The 16,478-nt window shown below is 71.1% G+C and carries 13 protein-coding genes; 2 read left to right on the top strand and 11 right to left on the bottom strand.

Features of this window, described 5'->3' with window-relative positions:
* Positions 1-25: 25 nt before the first annotated feature.
* The 7 genes from AC0VYD_RS10880 to AC0VYD_RS10850 form a co-directional block, all read right to left on the bottom strand.
* Complete coding sequence (locus tag AC0VYD_RS10880) at positions 26-1,591, bottom strand: alanine/glycine:cation symporter family protein (protein ID WP_475479748.1); 1,566 nt, start codon at positions 1,589-1,591, stop codon at positions 26-28.
* 239 nt (positions 1,592-1,830) lie between these two features.
* A complete protein-coding gene (locus tag AC0VYD_RS10875; protein ID WP_475479747.1) occupies positions 1,831-3,393 on the bottom strand; it encodes a DEAD/DEAH box helicase in 1,563 nt (520 codons plus the stop codon).
* 367 nt (positions 3,394-3,760) lie between these two features.
* Positions 3,761-4,603, bottom strand: a complete 843-nt coding sequence (locus AC0VYD_RS10870) for an enoyl-CoA hydratase/isomerase family protein (protein WP_475479746.1) — start codon at positions 4,601-4,603, stop codon at positions 3,761-3,763.
* A gap of 184 nt (positions 4,604-4,787) precedes the next feature.
* Positions 4,788-4,994 (bottom strand): helix-turn-helix domain-containing protein, encoded by a 207-nt coding sequence (locus AC0VYD_RS10865; RefSeq protein ID WP_191271071.1) that lies wholly within the window; start codon positions 4,992-4,994, stop codon positions 4,788-4,790.
* A gap of 209 nt (positions 4,995-5,203) precedes the next feature.
* Positions 5,204-6,802: an ABC-F family ATP-binding cassette domain-containing protein gene (locus AC0VYD_RS10860; protein ID WP_475479745.1), complete on the bottom strand. Its 1,599-nt coding sequence runs from the start codon at positions 6,800-6,802 to the stop codon at positions 5,204-5,206.
* Positions 6,803-7,068: 266 nt separating this feature from the next.
* Complete coding sequence (locus tag AC0VYD_RS10855) at positions 7,069-8,385, bottom strand: AI-2E family transporter (RefSeq protein ID WP_475479744.1); 1,317 nt, start codon at positions 8,383-8,385, stop codon at positions 7,069-7,071.
* Positions 8,386-8,509: 124 nt separating this feature from the next.
* On the bottom strand, positions 8,510-8,917 hold the full coding sequence (locus AC0VYD_RS10850) for a YccF domain-containing protein (RefSeq protein WP_475479743.1): 408 nt from the start codon (positions 8,915-8,917) through the stop codon (positions 8,510-8,512).
* A gap of 755 nt (positions 8,918-9,672) precedes the next feature.
* On the opposite strand from AC0VYD_RS10850, the gene AC0VYD_RS10845 reads away from it, so the two are divergent.
* Positions 9,673-9,972, top strand: a complete 300-nt coding sequence (locus tag AC0VYD_RS10845; protein ID WP_017588640.1) for a WhiB family transcriptional regulator — start codon at positions 9,673-9,675, stop codon at positions 9,970-9,972.
* Positions 9,973-10,112: 140 nt separating this feature from the next.
* Here the strand turns inward: AC0VYD_RS10845 and AC0VYD_RS10840 are convergent, their stop codons facing one another.
* A complete protein-coding gene (locus AC0VYD_RS10840) occupies positions 10,113-11,420 on the bottom strand; it encodes a phosphoribosyltransferase family protein (RefSeq protein ID WP_475479742.1) in 1,308 nt (435 codons plus the stop codon).
* Between the two features lie 137 nt (positions 11,421-11,557).
* Complete coding sequence (locus AC0VYD_RS10835; protein WP_475479741.1) at positions 11,558-12,118, bottom strand: GNAT family N-acetyltransferase; 561 nt, start codon at positions 12,116-12,118, stop codon at positions 11,558-11,560.
* 296 nt (positions 12,119-12,414) lie between these two features.
* On the opposite strand from AC0VYD_RS10835, the gene AC0VYD_RS10830 reads away from it, so the two are divergent.
* Positions 12,415-13,614, top strand: a complete 1,200-nt coding sequence (locus AC0VYD_RS10830) for an MFS transporter (RefSeq protein WP_475479740.1) — start codon at positions 12,415-12,417, stop codon at positions 13,612-13,614.
* 166 nt (positions 13,615-13,780) lie between these two features.
* On the opposite strand, the gene AC0VYD_RS10825 is transcribed toward AC0VYD_RS10830, so the two are convergent.
* The gene (locus AC0VYD_RS10825; protein ID WP_475479739.1) at positions 13,781-14,584 is read right to left on the bottom strand and encodes a hypothetical protein; all 804 of its coding nucleotides are present in this window, start codon (positions 14,582-14,584) and stop codon (positions 13,781-13,783) included.
* A gap of 30 nt (positions 14,585-14,614) precedes the next feature.
* Entirely contained in the window at positions 14,615-16,075 is a 1,461-nt protein-coding gene (locus AC0VYD_RS10820; RefSeq protein WP_475479738.1) for a hypothetical protein, read from the bottom strand.
* Positions 16,076-16,478 lie beyond the last annotated feature (403 nt).

The following is a 16,478-nucleotide window of genomic DNA, read 5'->3' as shown; positions in this document are numbered from 1 at the left end:
GCGGAGCCCGGCCGGTCCGCGGTGATCAGTCGTTGCGCCGCGGGCCCGGGCCCTCACCGGCGTCCGGACCGTCGTCGGCCTCCCCCGCGTCCCTGCCGTCCGCCCGGAGTCCGGGGTCACCGGACGCGATGCCCTCGGACCGGTCGACCTCCTCGGGCAGCGGGCCGCCGGGCTCGCCCCAGCAGGTCACGTTCCGCAGGTCCGGCATCTTGGCCAGGGTGAACTGCGGGTCGAGGCCGTTGCGCAACTGGCGGCTGTAGTCGGCCAGGAGCCGGAAGGCGGTCGCCGACAGCGGAGCCAGGGCGATCAGGTTCACGATGGCCATGACGCCCATGGAGAGGTCCGCGGTGTTCCAGACCAGGGTCAGCGGTGCCATGCAGCCGAGGAAGACCGCGACCAGGACCGCGAAGCGGAAGTAGAGCATGTGCCGGGGGTTGGCGTCCAGGAACTGGAGGTTGGACTCCCCGTAGTAGTAGTTGCCCAGCACGGAGGTCCAGGCCAGCAGGAGGAGGATGATCGTGAGCGCGTGGACGGACCAGTCGCCCAGGTTGGCCTGGAGTGCGCGCTGGGTGACCTCGGCACCGGTCTCGGTGTCGAAGTCGGGCCCGTACAGCAGCACGACGAACGCGGTCACCGAGCAGACCAGCCAGGTGTCGAAGTAGACGCCCAGGGTCTGTACCAGGCCCTGCTTGGCCGGGTGGGAGACCGAGGCGGTCGCGCCCGCGTTGGGCGCGGAGCCGAGGCCCGCCTCGTTGGAGAACATGCCGCGCCGCAGGCCCTGCACGATCGCGGTGCCCACACCGCCGGCCGCGATCTCGCGCAGTCCGAAGGCGGAGGCGAAGATGTCGGCGATCACCCCCGGCACCGCGCCGATGTTCAGTACCAGCACCGCGACGCCCAGCAGGATGTAGAGGATCGCCATGAGGGGGACCAGTGCCTGGGCCACGTTCGCGATGCGCCGGATCCCGCCGAAGATGACCGAGGCGGTGACCCCGACCAGCACCACTCCGACCACGGTGTTCAGCAGCCAGCCGGTGGGGGCGCCCACGGTGTCGGCCGAGGTCGAGACGGCGCCGGTGATGCTGTTGGCCTGGACGGAGTTGAAGACCAGGCTGAAGGTGATCGTGATGACCACGGCGAAGAGCGCGCCCATCCACCGCTGCCCCAGCCCGTGGAGCATGTAGTAGGCCGGGCCGCCGCGGAACCCGGTGCTGGTGCGCACCTTGTACAGCTGGGCGAGGGTGGACTCCACGAACGAGGCGGCGGCCACGACCGTGGCCATCGCCCACATCCAGAACACCGCTCCGGGGCCGCCGAGCATGATGGCCGTGGCCACGCCCACGATGTTGCCGGTGCCCACGCGGGAGGCGGCCGAGATCGCGAAGGCCTGGAAGGAGGAGATCTCCCTCTTGCCGTCGGGGGCCACGCCCGGGCTGCTGCGCAGGACACGCACCATCTCGGGCAGGAGACGCAGCTGGACGAACCCCGAGCGCACGGTGAAGTAGAGGGCGAGCACGATCAGGAGCGGGATGACGAAGACGCTCCAGAAGAAGTCGTTGAGGGCGACCAGTGCGTTGTTGAGGACGGTCACGCGTTCCCCTTCAGGCGGCGTGTGGTCCCGAGTGCGACGTCGGGGTTTCCGGCAACTGTCCCTGTTGGGGGCGGTTTCGGTCACCGGGGACACGCGAAGGGGCGGTAAAGGACCGTAAACGATGACGGGGCGGGCCCGACCTGTGGTCGGACCCGCCCCGGGTCCGGGAACCGGGGCGCCTCGTGGCGCCCGGGCCCCCGGGATGACACTGTGCCGCCGTACCGCGGCGCCGCCGTCGGCTAGCGCTGCGGAGCGGAGTCGTAGCGGTCGTTGCGGCGGGGGCCGCCACGGTAACCGCCGCGGGAGTCCCCGCCCCGGTAACCGCCACCGCCGCCGCGGCGCTCTCCACCGCGGTAGCCGCCGCCCTCGCCGCGGCGCTCCCCGCCGCGGTAGCCGCCCTCGCCGCGCTCACCTCGGTAGCCGCCGCCACCCTCGCCGCGGTCGTTGCGGCGGTCGCCGCCGCGGTAGCCGCCCTCGCCGCGCTCACCTCGGGGACGGTCGCCCCGGTAGCCGCCGCCACCCCGGTAACCGCCGCCGCCACCGCGGTAGCCGCCACCACCGCCGCCGCGGTAGCCACCGCGACGGGGGCCGCCGCGGCCGCGGCGCTCGCGAACGGGCTCGGGCGGCTCGATCCACGGCTCCCAGCTGGGCTCCTTGGCACCGGTGACCTGGGAGAGCAGTTCGTCTCCGGGGTTGACCAGGTGCTGCTTGGCCTCGACGCCGGCGTCGCTGAGCAGGCGGCGGGCCAGGCGGCGCTGGTTGGGCGCGACCAGGGAGATCACGACGCCCGAGGAACCGGCACGGGCGGTGCGGCCGCCCCGGTGCAGATAGTCCTTGTGGCCGGTGGGCAGGTCGATGTTGACGACCATGTCGATGCCGTCGACGTGGATGCCGCGGGCGGCGACGTCGGTGGCGACCAGGGCCTGGATCTTGCCCTCACGGAACTTGGCCAGGGTGCGGGTGCGCACGCTCTGGGTCTTGCCGCCGTGCAGGGAGGCGCAGGGCACACCGGCCTCGACCAGCTGTTCGCTGATGGTGTCGGCCCGGAACTTGCTGCGCACGAACAGGATCGTGCGTCCGTCGCGCGCGGCGATCTGGGTGACGATCTTGTTCTTGTCGCGGGGCAGCACCTTGAGCAGGTGGTGCTCCATCGTGGTGACCTGCGAGACCGGCGGGTCCACGGAGTGGGTCCGCGGGTCCTTCATGTACCTGCGGACCAGCCTGTCGACGTCACCGTCGAGCGTGGCCGAGAACAGCAGGGTCTGGCCGTCGGGGCGGACCTGGTCGAGGAGCTCGCTGACCTGCGGCATGAATCCCATGTCGCACATCTGGTCGGCCTCGTCCAGCACCGAGAGCTCGACGTCGCCCAGGTCGCAGACGCCCTGGTCGATGAGGTCGGTGAGGCGGCCCGGGGTGGCGACGAGGACGTCGACGCCGCGGCGCAGTTCGTTGATCTGTCGGGTGTAGGAGCTGCCGCCCACGACGTCGCCGACCTTGACGCCCAGGACGCGGGCGTAGCCGCGGAGGGCGTCGCGCGCCTGGTGCGCGAGCTCGCGGGTGGGCACCAGGATCAGTGCCCGGGGGCGGTTGGCGGCGGCGCGGCGCTCGGAGCAGCGCATCAGGACCGGCAGGCCGAAGGCCAGGGTCTTGCCAGAACCGGTACGACCGCAGCCGAGGACGTCACGGCCCTCGATGGCGTCGGGGATGGTCGCGGCCTGGATCGGGAACGGGGTGGTCACACCGTTCTTGGCCAGCTCTCCGACGATGTCCCTGGGAAGACCAAGGCTGTCGAAAGCGGGCATTACGGCAGTGTCCGTCGTCAAGTGACGTGTACCTTCCTCGTCGTTTGGCAGCGTTTCGAGGAAGGCTCCACACGGTCACGGCGGACCCAGCGAAGAAATCACACAAACGCGCCTGATCACACGCGGAAGCGACCCCGATCTGTGCGGGGTTCGTGTGCTCTTCGGGTCAAGAGTGATGCCGACGTGGTCAGCACGCTCTCCGCGTCTTGGCGGCCCGGCGCGCTCGGATGCGCGCGGCATTCAACGACCGCCTGCAGCAGCGTACTAGAAGTCGCCCCGGGCCGGGGACGGGATGGGTGTTTTTCACCGGTGATACGGATCTCCCCACTCCGTCCCCGAAGCGCCCGGCGGCCGGGTGCCGTGGTGGTCAGGAGCCCGGGGCCATGCTCTTGGCCAGGGCGGTCAGGCGAGAGATCTGGGCCCTGCGCTCGGCGGCGCACTGCTCTTCGAGCGTGTTGTCCGCGGCCTGCTGGAGGAGGCCCTTGGTCGCGGCGGCGGCTTCGGGGTTGGTCGCCAACAGGGCGGCGACGGCGTCGTCCACGGCACCGTCGAGTTCGTCGGTCCCGACGACCAGGGTGGCCAGGCCGAGGTCTCGGGACTCCTCGGCGCCGACCTTGCGGGCGGTCAGGCAGATCTCGGTGGCGCGGTGGACGCCGACGATGTCCACCAGGGGCTTGGTGCCGGTGAGGTCCGGCACCAGGCCCAGGGCGGGCTCCTTCATGCAGAACTTGGCGTCGTCGGCGAGGATGCGCAGGTCGCAGGAGAGCGCGAGCTGGAACCCCGCACCGATGGCGTGGCCGCGCACCGCGGCGACGGTGACCAGGTCGGGACGGCGAAGCCAGAGGAAGCCCTGCTGGAGCTCGGCGATGTAGGCGTCCAGGTCGGCCTCGTCGGCCGCGCCGTCGGCGAGCCCGGCGACGATGGAGCGCTCCCCGTCCACGCCCTCGGGGGTGAACATGTTGAGGTCGATACCGGCGGAGAAGATGTCGCCCTCGCCGGCGATGACGACGATTCGGACATCGCCCGGGAGCGCCTGGCCGATGTGGGCCAGGGTCGTCCAGGTGCGCCCGGTCATCGCGTTGCGGCGCTCGGGACGGCTGATGGTGACGCGGGCGACCGCCCCGTCCACCGCGAGCCTGAGCCCGGCCCGGGTCAGTTCCTCCTCGGTGGGCAGTTCCTGTTTCCCGGACTCCGTCGGGGCCTGTGCCATGGGTTCCTCCGTCACGTCGGTTGGCTGCAAGCCGACCTTACTCGCCGGTAACCCAGACCGCGAGCGACAGGGACCACAAACGACGCAGGCCACGAGCGGCGCCCCGCCCCGGTGCGGTACGGACGCCCCGCCCGGGGGCGCGGGCCCCGGGGCGCGGCCCCCGGGGCACGGCCCCGCCCGGAGGTCATGCCTTGCGCGTCGCCCCGCCGCGTCCGCGCAGCTCCACCCCGGCCTCACCCAGCAGGCGGTGCACGAACCCGTAGGAGCGACCGGTCGCGGCCGCCAGGCTGCGGATGCTCTCGCCCCCGTCGTAGCGGCGTTTGAGCTCGGCGGCCAGCTCCGAACGGTCCTCCCCCGACACACGGGTGCCCTTCCTCAACGTGTCACGCACAGCTCTCCCCTTCGACGACGGTTGGATTCCCACCGGCCCGGCAGCCACAGCCATGATCGGACATCGCGCTCACACAGCGCCACATCCGCCCGGCGCCGCGCCGGGCCGCCCCGGTTTCGGAACACCGGTAACCGTGTCCGAAAAGAAAGGGGGTGAACCTCCCAGAGCCGTGGGCGTCCGCCCCCGTCCACCGCGATCCCACCCGGCGCTCAGGCCAGGGAGATGAGGTCCTCGAACTCGGCGTTCCACACGTCCTCGACACCGTCGGGCAGCATGATGACGCGCTCGGGCTGCAGCGCCTCCACCGCGCCCTCGTCGTGTGTCACCAGGACGATCGCGCCCTTGTAGTTGCGCAGGGCCCCCAGGATCTCCTCCCGGCTGGCCGGGTCCAGGTTGTTCGTGGGCTCGTCCAGCAGCAGCACGTTGGCGCTGGAGACCACCAGGGTGGCCAGGGCCAGACGGGTCTTCTCACCGCCGGAGAGCACGCCCGCGGGCTTGGCCACGTCGTCACCGGTGAACAGGAACGATCCGAGCGTCTTGCGCGCCTCGACCTCGGGCAGGTCCGGCGCCGCGCTCATCATGTTCTCCAGCACGCTCCGGTTCACGTCCAGGGTCTCGTGCTCCTGCGCGTAGTAGCCGAGCTTGAGCCCGTGGCCGGGGATGACGCTCCCCCGGTCCGGCTCCTCCACCCCGCCCAGCAGGCGCAGCAGCGTCGTCTTGCCCGCACCGTTCAGTCCCAGGATGACCACCCGGCTGCCCCGGTCGATGGCCAGGTCCACGCCGGTGAAGATCTCCAGCGAGCCGTAGGACTTGGACAGCCCCTCGGCCATCAGCGGGGTACGCCCGCTCGGGGCCGGGTCCGGGAAGCGCAGCTTGGCGACCTTGTCGGACTTGCGTACGCCCTGTACCCCGTCCAGGAGTTTGTCGGCGCGGTTGAGCATCTGCTGGGCGGCACGCGCCTTGGAGGCCTTGGCCCGGAACTTGTCCGCCTGCTTGCGCAGGGTGTCCGCCTGCTTCTCGGCGTTGGCCAGCTCACGGCGGCGACGGCGCTCATCGGCCTCGCGCTGGGCCAGGTACTGCTTCCAGCCCATGTTGTAGATGTCGATGACGCTGCGGTTCGCGTCCAGGTAGAAGACCTTGTTGACCACGTGCTCGACCAGTTCCACGTCGTGGCTGATCACGATCAGGCCGCCCTGGTGGGACTTGAGGAAGTCGCGCAGCCAGACGATGGAGTCCGCGTCGAGGTGGTTGGTGGGCTCGTCCAGCAGCAGGGTGTCCGCACCGCTGAACAGGATCCGGGCCAGCTCGATCCGGCGGCGCTGGCCGCCGGAGAGCGTGTGCAGGGGCTGGGACAGCACGTTGTCGGGCAGACCCAGGCTGGAGGCGATGGCGGCGGCCTCGGACTCGGCGGCGTATCCGCCCAGCACGTGGAGGCGCTCCTCCCACCGGCTGTAGGCGCGCACACCCTTGTTCCGGGTCTTGTCGTGGTCACTGGCCATCTTCTTCTCGGCCTCGCGCAGCCCGTTGAGGGCCTCGTCGATCCCGCGAGCGGACAGCACCCGGTCCCTGGCGATCACGTCGAGGTCGCCGGTACGCGGATCCTGCGGCAGGTAGCCGATGGTCCCCGAGCTGGTGACGGTGCCGTCGGTGGGCATCCCCTCCCCCGCCAACACCTTGGTCATCGTGGTCTTGCCCGCGCCGTTGCGGCCGACCAGTCCGATCCGGTCCCCAGCAGCGACTCGGAAGGTCGTCGGCTCCAACAGGAGCCGAGGGCCGACGCGCAGTTCGAGGTCGGTGGCGATCAACATGGGTGGGGCATCCTCAAGGTGGTGTGGCGGTTCGGGGCGGCCGGGGTCCGCGCGGCGCTCCGATCCCCGTGGGGTTCGCCGGGCGCCTGGTGGCGGCAAGGGGCCGCGGCGGACGTGTCCTCAGACCAACCAGACCAGCCTAACGGCAAGCGGGCAGGACGGGGCGAGGGTTTTTCCGGGGCTCCGTGCGAACGGACGCGCCCCCGACCCGCACAACGGGGTCGGGGGCGCCGTGCATTCCCCGGGCGCACGGATCCGGCGCGAGGTCACTCCCTGCCGGGCTGGTCCCCGTCCTCCACGGGAGCGACGACCACGACTGCGGCCGGTTCCCGCTCCGACCCCTCCGGCGGGGCCTTCTCCGCCTCGGAGGAGTTGTCGGGATCGGCGCTCTGGTGCGACGGGGGCCGGTTGCGCAGCAGTGCGGCCAGCACCGCGGCCACCGGGGTGGCCAGGAACAGGCCGGGGACGCCGCCGAGGATGCCGCCCACGGTGATGGCGATCAGGACCACCGGGGAGGGCAGTTCCAGCGCCTGACCGTAGATGCGCGGTGCGAAGACGTTGCTCTCCAGCTGCTGCACCAGGACCACGGCGATGACGATAACCAGGGCGATGACCCATCCCTCGGTCACGAAGGCGACCAGGGCCGCGAGTAGGCCGGTGAGGAAGGCCCCGATGATCGGCAGGAAGGCGCCGATGAAGGTGAGCACGATCAGCGGGATCGCGAGGTTGATGTCCACGAAGGCGACCAGGACGATACCGATGCCGACGGCGTCGATCAGGCCGACCATCGCGACACCGCGGACGTAGCGGCCCATCACCCCGTAGGAGACGTTGGCCGCGTGGCGCAGGCCCGGGCGGGACTTGGGGGGCAGCAGGGTGGCGACCCAGTCCATGAGCTTGTCGCCGGAGTGCACGAAGTACACGGTCAGGGCGATGATCAGGACCAGGCTGATGAGGATCTGGACGACTGCGGCCCCGGCTGTCCAGGCGCCGGTGAGCAGCTGGTCGGTGTTGTCGGTGATGATCCCCTGGACCTGCAGCCAGGCGTTGTCGATCAGCTCCGTGATCAGCGCCGGGTCCACGAAGGGGACCTGCACCTGCTGGAGCTCGGTGATCGCGCTAGAGACGCTGGCCACCAGGCCCTCGAACCCCTGCACGGCCGGGGAGACGATCATCGTGACGGCGCCGCTGAGCACGACGAGCGAGAAGAGCACGGTGGCCGCCGTGGACGATCCGCGCCCCAGGCCCTTGCTCCTCAACCAGTTGGCGAGCGGCATGAGCAGCGCGGTGAGGAAGACCGCGAGGATCACCGGAAGGGTGATCACGGAGAGGTAGATGACCGCGTAGACGAGCAGGCCCGCGACCACACCGATCAGGAGCGTCCGCCAGGCGACGTCGCTGACCACCCGGAGCAGGTCGCCCGCGCCCACGTCGTCCTGCTCGACGACCTCGTCCTCGGGCTCCGGAACGGACTCCGCCTCGGCCTCCTGCGCCTCACGTTGGGCGAGGCGCTCGGCACGGGCCCTGCGGGCGACGAGCCACTTGTTCAGGAGCGCCCATACTCCCGGCCGCTGGGCTTGCACATGGACTCCATTCTCTGGTTGTTGCACGGTGGCCGGTCCGGCGGAGGCCGCCACCTGAAGACACCGGTCTGGGGGATGCGCCGCGGGGTCCGGTCGCGCCGGGCCCGATGAGAGGACAACTCTGTCAGAACTGCCAGGGTTCCCGGGGGTGGCCGCTGCGGACGATCTCGTTGCCGAAGGGGGCCAGGGCCACCGGGATCATCTTCAGTGAGGCCCACGCCATCGGGATACCGATGATGGTGACCGCCAGGCCGAGCGCGGTGGCGATGTGCCCGATGGTCAGCCACCAGCCGGCGACGATCAGCCAGATGACGTTCATGACGGTGGTACCGCCGCCCGAACCGGACTTGCGCACCAGGTCGCGTCCGAAGGGCCAGATCGCGTAGCTGGCCATCCGGAAGGAGGCGATGCCGAAGGGGATCGTCACGATGAGGACGCAACAGATGACGCCGGCGACGGCGTAGCCGAGCGCCAGCCAGAATCCGGCGACGAAGAGCCAGATGATGTTCAGGATGAGCCGCAAGAGGGCCACGGTGTTCGTCTCCTAGGTTCGGTCCCGTGCGGGGGCGCGTGCTTCTCCGAAGGGATCGGGAAAAGGGCGCACCTGTTTTCTATCGGTTGGGACGCCCGCGCACCACGGCCTGTTCCGCTCCGTCCCCCTGGTCCTTCCCCTAGGGGGGACGTCACAGGTGTGTCCGAACGATCGCGGGCGTGTCTCGGCGGGGCCGGCGGGGTCTCCGAACGCCGCGGGGGGAGGGGGATCGCCCTCGGGTCACCGTCGCCCTGGGTGAGGACATACGGCCCCTCCGAATCTCGGAAGGATGGCGGGACCGCAATGTGATGGGCGCATCAGGACGACCCCCTAGGCAGGAGGGACATCGCACCATACGATGTGCTGTGTCCTTCGCAAGACGGTAGATCTAGCGATTTGCGACAAAATCTGACAGACAACCAGAGACCGGACGCCAAGCATCAGGTTTCGGTAACGGTTGGATGAGTAATTTCCCCACCCCCCGTGCAGGATCGGGAGTGGGGATGGCATGATTACGTACCGGCTCGGACGGAGGCTGTCACCGCCTCCGCGGCCGTTCGCGTGAGAGCACCCCCATCATCCGCAGGCATCGCCTCTGTGATGGCGCTTCTCGTGGTCTCAGCCACACCGGGGAACAACGCCAACACCGCTCGACGTTTGCGTCGTGCGGGGTGACTCACGCCGCATGACCAACTTTTGGTGACTGAAGCTTTTTCAGACAGCTTACTAGTGATTTCAGTAGAGGTGGTTCAAGCATGTCTCAGGTACGTCGGCAGGCCGCGCTGCGCCCCCGCCCGAGCTGGGGGTGGCAGGATGCCGCCGCGTGCCGGGGCGAGGACCTTGTGCTCTTCTTCGGCCCCGATGGCGAACGCCAGCCGGAGCGGGAGATTCGCGAGCGCAAGGCCAAGGAGATCTGTGCAGCCTGCCCTGTTCGAACCGACTGCCTGGACTATGCGATTTCGCGTCCGGAGAAGTACGGCACCTGGGGCGGGCTGAACGAGGACGAGCGCGCCTCCGAGCGCCGTCGCCGTATGCGGCGCGCCAACGCAGCCTAGCGTCATCCCGCCGAGCGGATCTCCTCCCGGTGGCCCCGGCCCCGTTAACCCGCGGCGCCCCGACGTAGTACGTCGAGGGCGCCGCGGGTTTTCTCGTGCCCGTCGCCGCACGCACACCGCACGGGCCCCGGTCACGGACCTCACTCCGGCCGGCGCGACAGGTGCCGGTCGAACCAGTCCAGCGTCTCCACCGCCGTCTGACGCCACTCCTGGGAGTCCCCGAGCAGTTGTTCGGCTCCGGAGACCACCTTGAGCTCCGAGGGGCCGCCCAACCGGTTCCTCGTCCACTCGCCCAGCTCGCGAACGAACGAGTCCGCGCTCTGCAACAGGACCAGGGACGGGGCCCGCACCGAGGACAGGCGCGACTCGGCCAGGTCGATGCGCCCGCCGTGGACCACCACCGCCGCCACGTCCTGGGGCCGCTCCGCCGCCGTCACCAGGGCGGCGGGGGCCGCCGCCCCCGAACCGAGCACCCCCAGGGGTTCGCTGGCCGCGTCGGTGGCACGCCGCAGCCAGGTCACCGCGGCGCTCAACCGCTCCCCCAGCACGCCGGTGTCCGGCTCCTCACCGCCCGGGGCGCGCTCCTGCCCGGTGAGCAGGTCCAACACCAGGGTGGCGTACCCGGCGCGTTGCAGCACCGAGGCGGTCGACCGCCAGTGCGGGTCTCCCTGCCCCTGACCGAAGGACATCACCACCACACCGCGCAGCGCCGTCGGCATGGTGAGGTCCCCGTCGAGGTAGACCTGGCCCGCACGGATCCGCACCGCCCTGGCGGTGTCGGCCCCCCGGTGGTGGCGGGCCTGTTCGGAGAGGATCTCGACGACGTTCCCGTCGGAGAGCTGGTCGAAGTCGCGGTACCACTCCCCCACCGCCCGGAAGTTGTCCGGAACACTGAGCACGACCAGGGCGTCGGCCTCGGCGCGCAGCGCCTCGAGCGTCTCCGGCGCGGCGACCGGGACCGCCAGGACCAGGCGCGCCGGGCCCGCCTGGCGCACCATCCTCAGGGCCGCACGGGCGGTCCCCCCGGTGGCGACCCCGTCGTCGACGACCACGCAGTCGCGCCCGGCGATCCTGGGGGCGGGCCGGTCCCCCCGGTAGACACGGCGTCGGCGGTCGAGCTCGCTGTGCTCGGAGGCAACGGTGTCGGACAGGGCCTGGCGGGGCACGTGCAGCCGGGCCAGGGCGAGGTCGTCGTACAGGACGTGGCCGTCCTCGGAGATCGCGCCCACCCCGGTCTCCGGGTGTCCGGGCAGACCGATCTTGCGGACCATGAGAACGTCGAAGTCGGCGGCCAGTCGTTGGGCCAGTTCCGCGCCGACCGGAACCCCGCCACGAGGCAGCGCGAGCACCAGAGGATCGTTGACGGCATGGGGACGCACCCGCTCTGCGAGGCGTCGGCCCGCGTCGGACCGGTCTGCGAAGGGCAGTGAAACGGGTACCGGGTTCATGTCCTCACCGGCGCCGAAGCCGCGGAGCCCGGCGCCGCTCCTTCCGGCTGTGTGGAGTGAGCCGCTGGAAAAGTGGTACCGGCATACCCCGCCCCACACGGATTCCAACCCCGCCGCAGAGCAAAAACCGGCCCGACTCACCTCCTTTCGAAGCCGCCGCGCAGTACGGCCATCAACAGGGCGTCGTGTCGGCGCCCCTCCCAGAGCAGGGAGTCGCGCAGCCTTCCCTCCACGTGGAAGCCGCAGGAACGGTACACCGCGATGGCGCGCATGTTGAAGGCGTACACCTGCAGCCAGACCCGGTGCAGACCGATGTGGTCGAAGGCGTACTCCAGGACCAACTGGGTGGCCTCCTTGCCCAGCCCCCGGCCGGTGAACTCGATCGCCGACAGCGCGATGCGGTACCCGGCGGTCTCGTTCTCGGGTGAGACCGCGTAGACGGAGAGCTCGCCGAGATAGCGGCCGTCCCCGGGCGCGAGGATGGCGAGGTCCAACCGGTCGGACCTGCCCGCGCGGCTCTCGCACCACTGACGGGCCTGTTCGTAGGTGAGGTGGCCGTGGGCGCCCTTGAGCCTGCGGACCTCCTCGTCCAGGCCCGCAGCGAAGTAGGCGTCCGTGTGCTCCGGACCCAACGGGACCAGGCAGACGCTCTTCCCGACGAGGGTGGGCGTTTGGCGCAGCGCACTCGTTCTGATCATGGTGGTCTTCCGGTTCCGGCCGGGACCGTCGGGGCACGGCGCGTCCCGGGGCGAGGGAGTCGGCGGTCAGGGGTGCCGCACGCGGAGGGCGGGCTGCGGGGCGTAGCCGGTGCAGGGGCCGGGTCGGAGATCGGGCGGGGACCGAGGGCTTGGCGACGGGAGGGGCCGGACACCCATGTAAAACGGCTCCGTGGCCGATGGCAACCCCGGGGGCGGCACTACCGGACAAATCCCTGGTCGTCCGTTGATGGGACCGATACCATCCGCAGGCACCGAAACGACCCTGGGAGTAGCCTGTGAACGCGAGGACCGAGACGCCCACCGCACCGCCGCCGGAGGCGAGACGCGCGCGGGCCGCGGTGTCCACTCTGTTCTTCGTCAACGGGTTCACCTACACGAACGCGGTTCCGTGGCTGCCCGTGATCAAGGACAGCCTGGGTCTGAGCAACACCGAACTGGGACTGGCGATCGCGGCGATGCCCTTCGGGGCGATCCTCACCGGAATGCTCGCCGGACCGCTGATCCACTGGTTCGGCAGCGGGCGGACCGCGGTGGGGACGAGTCTGATCTCGGTGGGGGCGCTTCCCTTCATCGCGCTCGCCCAGAACTGGTGGATGCTCGCCGCCGCGCTGTTCGTCCTCGGCAGCGCCGACGCCTGGACCGACTCCGCGCAGAACTCCCACGGCCTACGCGTCCAACGCCGCTACCGGCGCAGCATCATCAACACCTTCCACGCGGTGTGGAGCCTGGCCGCGGTCGCCGGAGGGCTGCTCGGTGCGGCCATGGCCGGCGCCGGGGTGCCGATCCTGTGGCACCTGGGCGGGGTCGCGGTCCTGTTGGTGGCGGTGAACCTCACGGTGAGCCGGATGCTGCTGCCCGGACCGGAGAACAGCGAACGCGAGGACGGCGTCAACGGGCACGACGGCAGCCGCGCGCGCGTCCCCGGGAAGGGGGTCCTCCTGCTGCTGATGCTGGGCGCGCTGCTGATGATGGCCGGTGGCATCGAGGACTCCGCCGCCTCGTGGGGCGCGGTGTACATGACCGGTGAGCTGGGCGCACCGCTCTTCCTTGCCGCCATGCCGTTCGTGGCCTGCCAGGCGATGATGACGGTCGGCCGTCTCGCGGGCGACCGGGTGACCGACCGTTTCGGCGCCGCGGTGGTGGGCCACGCCTGCGGGCTCCTGGCCGCGGGCGGCCTGGCGTTCGCGCTCCTGTTCCCGCACCCGGTGACCACGGTGGTCGGCTTCGGGGTGATGGGGCTGGGCGTGTCCACACTGTTCCCCCTGACCCTGGCCGCGGCGGGAAACGTGCCCGGGGTGCGCACCGGGGACGGGGTGACCGTGGTGGGCTGGCTCGGTCGGGCCGGGTTCCTGGCCTTCCCTCCCCTGGTGGGTTTCCTCGCCGACTCCGCGACCCTCGGTACCGCCCTGTGGGCGATCTCCGCGGCGGGGGTGGCCGCCTTCCTGCTCGCCTCGGCCCTGCGCCCCCGTTCCTGAACGGCGGCGCGGCGGCAGGAGGGTTCCCGGGCAGGGGCCCGGAACGGGGACCCGGAACAGGGGCTCGTGACAGGGAAAGGCCCCGTCCGCCGGAACCCGGGAGGATTCCGGCGGACGGGGCCCTGTCACACGCCGGTCCCGCGGGGGCGCGGGAACGAACGCGGTGTTACTCGGCCATGCCCGGACGGCGGTTGCCGACCCACAGCGCCAGAGCACCGATGCCGGTCACGACGGCGCCGCCGAGCACGAAGCCCGACAGGTCGACGCCGGTCTCGGCGAGGTCGGGGCTGCTGTTGCCCGCCGCACCGCTCCGAACGGGAGCCTGGGCCTCGGGGGCGTTGCCGCCGGGAGCAGTGGTCCCGGGAGCGCTGCCCTCGGGGGACTTACCGTCGTCACCCGGGTCGGTGCCACCGTCCGGGTCCGCCGGGTCGACCGGGTCCGTGGGGTCCGGGTCGACCGGGTCCGTGGGGTCCGGGTCGACCGGGTCCGTCGGGTCGGGGTCGACCGGGTCCGTGGGATCCGGGTCAACCGGGTCCGTGGGATCCGGGTCAACCGGGTCAACCGGGTCCGTCGGGTCCGGGTCAACCGGGTCCGTCGGGTCCGGGTCAACCGGGTCCGTGGGATCCGGGTCAACCGGGTCCGTGGGATCCGGGTCAACCGGCCCAGGGTCCTCGCCGTCACCGGGGTCCGGGTCAACCGGGTCGGGGTCGACCGGGTCCGGATCCACCGGGTCCGGGTCACCCGGCCCAGGGTCCTCGCCGTCACCGGGGTCCGGGGTGACAGCGTCGAAGGTCTCGACCGTTTGCAGGCCGAGGTCCGGGACGGTCTCGGCCGCCTCCTTGGTCGCCACGGGGGCGGCCTCGGGTGCGGTCCTGTCCGGGGCCTCGGCAGCGAACACCGGCCCGGCCGAGAAACCGGCCATGAACAGGCCGGCCGCGGTCACGGTGAATACCCGCTTCTTGGGGGTCATCCCACTCCTTTCTTTCTCTTGGGTACTGATCTATTCAGGGGGGATGGCATACAGGTGGCCGTCATGGACCACCACCGCGCGGTCGCCGAGCAGGCCGCGCGGAGTCTCTGCGTCCTCGGGGACCTCGGAGGTCTCCCCGGAGACGTCCAGCGCCACCCGGGTCCCGTCGAGTTCCCCGAAGACCCGGTTTCCGACCGAGACCTCGGGGACGAAACCCGGAACCACGGTGGTCTCGCCGGTGTCCGGAGCGAACAGCACCGGACCGTAGGCGACCAGGTCGAGCCCGATCGGCCCGGAACGGTGGGCGACGCCCTCGAGGGCGTCCTGCTCGATCTCGGCCGATCCGAGCACGGAGCCGTCCCCGCGATCGTGGAAGGCCAGAATCGAGCCCTCGCCCTGGAGCGGCTCCCAACGGACGATGACGTACTCCCGCAGGGCGGTCAGGACGCCCTCCATCTCACCGGCCGCACCGGGGCGCTCGGCGTGGACCCTCTCGGGGTCGCCGCCGGGCTGCACCCAGTTCCAGGGACCGCTGACGACGGCGGTAAGGACACGGTCGTCGGCGGCCGCGAGCATCGGAACCGAACTCCCGGGCGCCTCGACCTCCTCCAGTTCGCCGTCGACGACGAGGTAGGCGGCGTCCTCGTCACGGACCATGACGGAGTCACCGGCGTAGCGGGCCGAGGCCGACTCGGGCAGGTCGACGCTGGTGGCCGTGCCGCCCTCGGCCGGCCAGAACCACAGGGCGTCGGCGCTCTCCAGCACGACGCTGCTCTGGCCGCCGTACTGCACGAAGCGGGGGGAGCCGAGCCCTTCGGCGACCTCGAAGGGAAGGTCCACGGACCACTGCCGCGAACCGTCGGCGCCGATCAGGTTGAGCCGCTCCTCGGGGTCGACGTAGGCGAGGGCCCCGCCGTCGCGGCTGATACCGGGCTCGGTGTCGGGGGCGAGTTCCTCGGTGATGTCGACGACCGGTGCGAACCCCGGCGGGGCCGAGTACTCCAGGGCCACGGTGTTGTCCTCGGTCCCCTCGGACGCTCCGGGCTCGGAGGGTCCCGGAAGGAACCGGGTGAGGACCGCTCCGGCTCCGACGACGAGCAGCAGGGCGAGTACCGCGGCTCCCCCCACCAGGAGCTTCCTGCCGCGTCCGTTCCCGTTCCCCGCCACGGGGGCCGGCCCCTGCACCGGGCCCTGCGTCGGCCCCTGGGGGCGGGCCGGGGCGGCCTGGTCCGCGGCCTGCACGACCCCGTCGGGGGTGGCGACCAGGCGCCAGTACCCGTTGGCGTCCCGGGCGTCGACGAGCACCGGCTGGCCGATCCGGGCGGCGTACCCGGTGGCGATGTCCAACGCCACACGCCTGGTCTCCTTGGGGACGGGGCCGGTCACGACCTGGCGGTGCCCCTCGATGACGATCTCGGCGCTGCGTTCGTCGGGCGCGATGACGATGACGGCGGTGGGCCGGGGGTACCCCGGACGGGACGCCCGGCTCATGGTGCCTCCGAAGGCATGGGAAAGGTGAACCTGTTCGTGTACGGGAGCAGGGGAAGGCCAGCGGTGGCGCCAGCCGCGGCTCGGCGGGGGGACCGAGCGGAGGGAACTGCACACGGGTGGCCGGTGCTGAACGTGATCATACTGAGGGTCACAGGAGACAACCGACGCGGTCGTCGGGGAGGAAAACGGACACGGCTCGCGGAATCTCCACCCGCCCGCTCACCTTCCTCTCACTGACCTGCGACAACCGCCCTCCGCTCGGAGGAGACCGGGCCGGGCCCGATCAGCTGACCCCTTAGTGGACACTCCAGAAGGCGATGAGGTTCACGCCGGAAATGGCCGGATCCGGCCACACAGGGGCTCCCGAGGCCCCCGGTCCCCCTGTCGCGGGCGCCTGCGGGGA

The sequence above is a fragment of the Nocardiopsis sp. iso_40 genome, from assembly GCF_056173285.1.
Note: the sequence above shows the minus strand (reverse complement) of the source record. Positions and strands in the feature narration are given on the sequence as shown.

Bases quoted from the DNA above. Each gene is read 5' to 3' on its own strand.
- AC0VYD_RS10875 (WP_475479747.1), bottom strand. From the start codon at position 3,393: ATGCCCGCTTTCGACAGCCTTGGTCTTCCCAGGGACATCGTCGGAGAG.
- AC0VYD_RS10870 (WP_475479746.1), bottom strand. From the start codon at position 4,603: ATGGCACAGGCCCCGACGGAGTCCGGGAAACAGGAACTGCCCACCGAG.
- AC0VYD_RS10860 (WP_475479745.1), bottom strand. From the start codon at position 6,802: ATGTTGATCGCCACCGACCTCGAACTGCGCGTCGGCCCTCGGCTCCTG.
- AC0VYD_RS10845 (WP_017588640.1), top strand. From the start codon at position 9,673: ATGTCTCAGGTACGTCGGCAGGCCGCGCTGCGCCCCCGCCCGAGCTGG.
- AC0VYD_RS10840 (WP_475479742.1), bottom strand. From the start codon at position 11,420: ATGAACCCGGTACCCGTTTCACTGCCCTTCGCAGACCGGTCCGACGCG.
- AC0VYD_RS10835 (WP_475479741.1), bottom strand. From the start codon at position 12,118: ATGATCAGAACGAGTGCGCTGCGCCAAACGCCCACCCTCGTCGGGAAG.
- AC0VYD_RS10825 (WP_475479739.1), bottom strand. From the start codon at position 14,584: ATGACCCCCAAGAAGCGGGTATTCACCGTGACCGCGGCCGGCCTGTTC.
- AC0VYD_RS10820 (WP_475479738.1), bottom strand. From the start codon at position 16,075: ATGAGCCGGGCGTCCCGTCCGGGGTACCCCCGGCCCACCGCCGTCATC.